The following is a 4175-nucleotide window of genomic DNA, read 5'->3' as shown; positions in this document are numbered from 1 at the left end:
TCACAAAAACACCGTGAGCTCTTTCGCACTAGTATCTTCGTGACACTGTTAATTCTTTGTTTATTTAACTAATTTAATAATAGCATATCTCTGCTTAATATGTCAAATTCAGAATATATTTTTTATTCTATATTTTATATTGTTCTAAAAGCTTCCAGTTTTCATATCTGTCTATAAGCCATTCACCTGAACGTTGAACTGCTATAAATTCCATGTATTCTTTTTGATATTTAGTTTCACCTTGTTTATAAACATTATATTCAATTGTCATGCCTACTCTATATTGTCCACTTTCTTGCTTCATGCTGTTTTTTGTGTATCCTATAACATCTACTTGTGTTCCCTTTTCATAATTCTTTGGAATAGTCTTAGATAATTCCTTATGGAATGCACCTGTTGAAGTTATATATGGTTCTACATACGAAATATTTCCATAATTTACAGCATCCGCGTAATTTTCTAAATATCCCTTCACAACTAGATCAACCTCACTATTTGAATCTAAGCTAGATTTTTGTGAATTATCCACTTCTTGTGCTCCTTCAACTTCCAAATAAATAGTTTTTATTTCTTTTCCGTCATATAAAATTCTAATATTAGTACCACCTGCATTTTTACCATATATTTGGCATGTACTTCCTGATCCTGATACACTAGCTATATTTGAATCATCTACTGTATAAGATAGCTTTGATTCATCAAGATCTTCATCATCTAATACGACTTGAATTTGACCATCTTCATTTGCTGGCAATATGTAATTTTGTCCATTCATTTTTATGTTAGAGCTTGCGTGTATTTGGTCTACGCTCGCTTCTTTTGAGCCTGTAACATCTCCAAATCCGATATTTATAGAATCTATTTCTTTTCCATCGTAATATATACGTAAAACAGTAGTTCCTTCGTTCATTCCCATTAGAGAGCATTTATAACTTCCTATTTTTGTATAATTACATATGTTACTATCATCTACTGAATAAGATACCTTACCATCATTTATTTTTTTAGGATTATCTGCATCTAATGTAATATTTAATTCCACGGTTTCATTTTCGTCAAATACATAAGTAGAACCCTGTAAATCGTATTGTGTATTAAAATAAAAATCAGATACTGTTACATCGCCAACACCTGAGAATAATTTAGTTATTAAAAAAATCACGATTATTATAGGTATTAGTAGTAGTAAAAACTTTTTATTATTGCTATTTGGTGTATTAAATTTACTTTGGTCCTTTGGTTTTGGATTCGGATTAGGGTTCGGGTTCGGATTTGGATTTGGATACTTTTTCTTGTTGTTATTGTTATTATTTTTCAAATTATCCTTTTCCACATTTTGTTTAATCCTATTATCATTTTTAGGCTCAACCTTTTTGCTGTCTCCAGTAGGCTTATTTATAGGACCTTCGTATGTCTTTTCTTCCTTTTTTAATTGAAGTTTTTTTGATGGTTGACTTTTTTTCTTTAATTCGTATTCCTTTAGATTATCTACTTTTACATTGCTCCATCCTAAAGCATACGATAAATTGTCTAGAATATAGTTCATTCTCAATTCTGCAACATACTGTCTTTTAAATACATCCTCAGCCTTCTTTAAAGCCTCTTGTCTACCTTTGTCGTCTACAATATTTTCATCTAATAAAATTTTCATTATTCCTAAATTAATCGCATCTACTGCCCAATTCATCTCTGTTGTCTCTCTAGGAATCAAATCAGATAATATAGACTCGACTTTTTGTGCATTTAAAAGAGTATTTTTGCCAAAGTTGTCGACTATATATCTCAATGCCAAACTTAGATTTTCTTCTTTTATTCCTCCTGCCATTTTTTCTCCCAACTCTCTATATATTTTTATAATTAATATTATTACATAATTATGCGTTTTTTTCTATATTTTAAAGGCAGTAAGTTAAATTTCTATATTTTTTTCGACTATTGATATGTACTTTACAGGCACTTTATCTGTAAGCCATATTCCATTTACAGATTTGTAGAATTTATAACCGTCTTGCTCCATGGCTTTAGTATCTATTTCTAAAACTACAGGCTTACCATGTCTCGCACCTACGATTTGTGCTGTCTCTATATCCTTAGATAGATGGACTAAGTTTCTGCCCTTGCTCAGTATTCCTTTTTTGAATATGCTATCTAAAAATCTAGTCGCTGTGCCGTGGTATAAAATAGTATTTGGTGAAGCGATTTCGTAATCAGGATTTACTGGTATTGAGTGACCGTAGTTGACACGGATTTTCGTCTTATCTTCGTTAAAGCTGTATCTTCCCTTTTGGTCGTTTTCCACTATATATTCTAGAGTTTCCATATCTATTTTTTTCTTAGTATTTACTTTTTCTATAAGCTCTGTTGTATCTGCCCATCCCCTGTCGTCTATTTTTAACTCTATTTCCTCTGGATGATGTCTCAAAACACGACATAAATATCTACTCAATCTAACTACATCCTTCATAAGTCAGCCCTCCTAGTTAAAATTTATATATACTAAATTATCTAATATAAATACCTAGTTATGCAATATTTTTTACCTTTATTTTATAATAGTTTGCAATTTCTACTATTGTAACTATATCTAACAATAAAAATAAAGTACATATTAAGAAATTGATTTCTTCATCCACTTTCCTCTATAGTAGTAAATACTCATAAATATATTAGTAAATATCCATGTCAGTGGATAACTAGCATAAATAATTCTTACATCCTTGACTATACCAATCATAACAACAAGCCATCCAACTCTAAGCCCGCACATACACACAAGTCCTATTATCATAGGCACAAATGTCTGACCTGCTCCTCTTAAAACTCCAGATAAAATTTGATTCATAGCATATATAAAATAAAGTGGCACTATAAATAATATAAACTGAGTTCCATAATGAATTACTTTTTCATCTGTAGTAAAAATCTTCAATATAGGAGTATGAAGAAATATTATTAATCCTCCTATTAAAACAGTCATAGCTACACAAATTCTCATACTGAGTTTTTTACCTTTTTTTACTCTTTCAAGGTTTTTAGCACCTATATTTTGTCCTATGAAATTGCTGATTGCCATGGCTATAGCATCGATAGGCATATAGATAAATCCTTCTATTTTATAGTAGATAGAAAGTGCCGCCATTACATTTAATCCAAATAGATTTACCTTTGATTGCACTATTATATTAGAAAAACAAACTAGAACTGATTGCAAACCAGTAGGTATCCCTATTACCAAAATTTTTTTCAATATTTCAAAATCAATTCTAATTTTACTTATATGAAGCTTGTAAATTTCATTTGATTTGATTAATTTTATCATTATAAGAACAGCTGAAATAGTCTGTGCTATTGTAGTAGCAAGTGCTGCACCCATTACTCCGAATTTAAATTGAACTATAAATATTAAGTCTAAAACTATATTCGCAACTCCTGAAGCTGCTAAATAATAAAGTGGCGTCTTAGAATCACCAACAGCTCTAAGTATGCCTGTCCCCATATTAAAAACCATCATAGGAATCATACTAAAAAAATAAATCTTGATATATGTAATCGCATATCCTATTACGTCATCAGGTGTATTTATCCATTTTAAAATAGTCTCTGCACTTAAAAGCCCTACTACCATTAAAATTATCCCAGATATGAAGCTAAGTCCCATAGTTGTATGAACTGTTTTAAATACCTTTTCATCGTCATTTTGTCCAAAACATTGAGACAAAACTATACTAGATCCATTTGATAATCCTATAAAAAAATAAATCATAAAAACAACTACCAAGTTACAAGTTCCCACAGCCGCTAAAGCATTTGCTCCTACGAATCGTCCTACTATTGCGGTATCTACTGTATTGTATAATTGCTGAAATAAATTTGAAATCAAAATTGGAATAGCAAATAATACTAATTGCTTTGAAATACTTCCTTCCGTCATCTGTGTTACTGCCATATAATGCCTCCCTTTTTCATTGTTTATAATTACAGATTTTCATATATTATTTTACATTAGCTAATATATTTGTATATATTCCATTTTGTTATAAAAAAAGTCCATGAAAAAGTATGTTTATATACCTCCCCTTCATGGACTTTTCTAATTTCTATATTTAATTTTAACTGTTAATCGAAATTTCTCTTCTGACAAGATAACGGCAACTCTAAATTACATTCATCCATCA

At 30.1% G+C, this 4175-nt stretch carries 3 protein-coding genes; all 3 read right to left on the bottom strand.

Features of this window, described 5'->3' with window-relative positions; translation table 11 throughout:
- Positions 1–127: 127 nt before the first annotated feature.
- The 3 genes from MR593_RS12470 to MR593_RS12460 all read right to left on the bottom strand — a co-directional run bounded on the left by MR593_RS12470 (position 128) and on the right by MR593_RS12460 (position 3946).
- The gene (locus MR593_RS12470) at positions 128–1825 is read right to left on the bottom strand and encodes a TcaA NTF2-like domain-containing protein (protein ID WP_290693508.1); all 1698 of its coding nucleotides are present in this window, start codon (positions 1823–1825) and stop codon (positions 128–130) included.
- An 84-nt stretch (positions 1826–1909) separates the two neighbouring features.
- The gene (locus tag MR593_RS12465; RefSeq protein ID WP_290693505.1) at positions 1910–2464 is read right to left on the bottom strand and encodes an RNA 2'-phosphotransferase; all 555 of its coding nucleotides are present in this window, start codon (positions 2462–2464) and stop codon (positions 1910–1912) included.
- Between the two features lie 144 nt (positions 2465–2608).
- Positions 2609–3946: an MATE family efflux transporter gene (locus tag MR593_RS12460; RefSeq protein WP_290693502.1), complete on the bottom strand. Its 1338-nt coding sequence runs from the start codon at positions 3944–3946 to the stop codon at positions 2609–2611.
- Positions 3947–4175 lie beyond the last annotated feature (229 nt).

Source organism: Intestinibacter sp., assembly GCF_022780145.1.
Classification (GTDB): Bacteria; Bacillota; Clostridia; order Peptostreptococcales; family Peptostreptococcaceae; genus Intestinibacter.
This window is presented reverse-complemented; position numbering and strand designations above follow the sequence as displayed.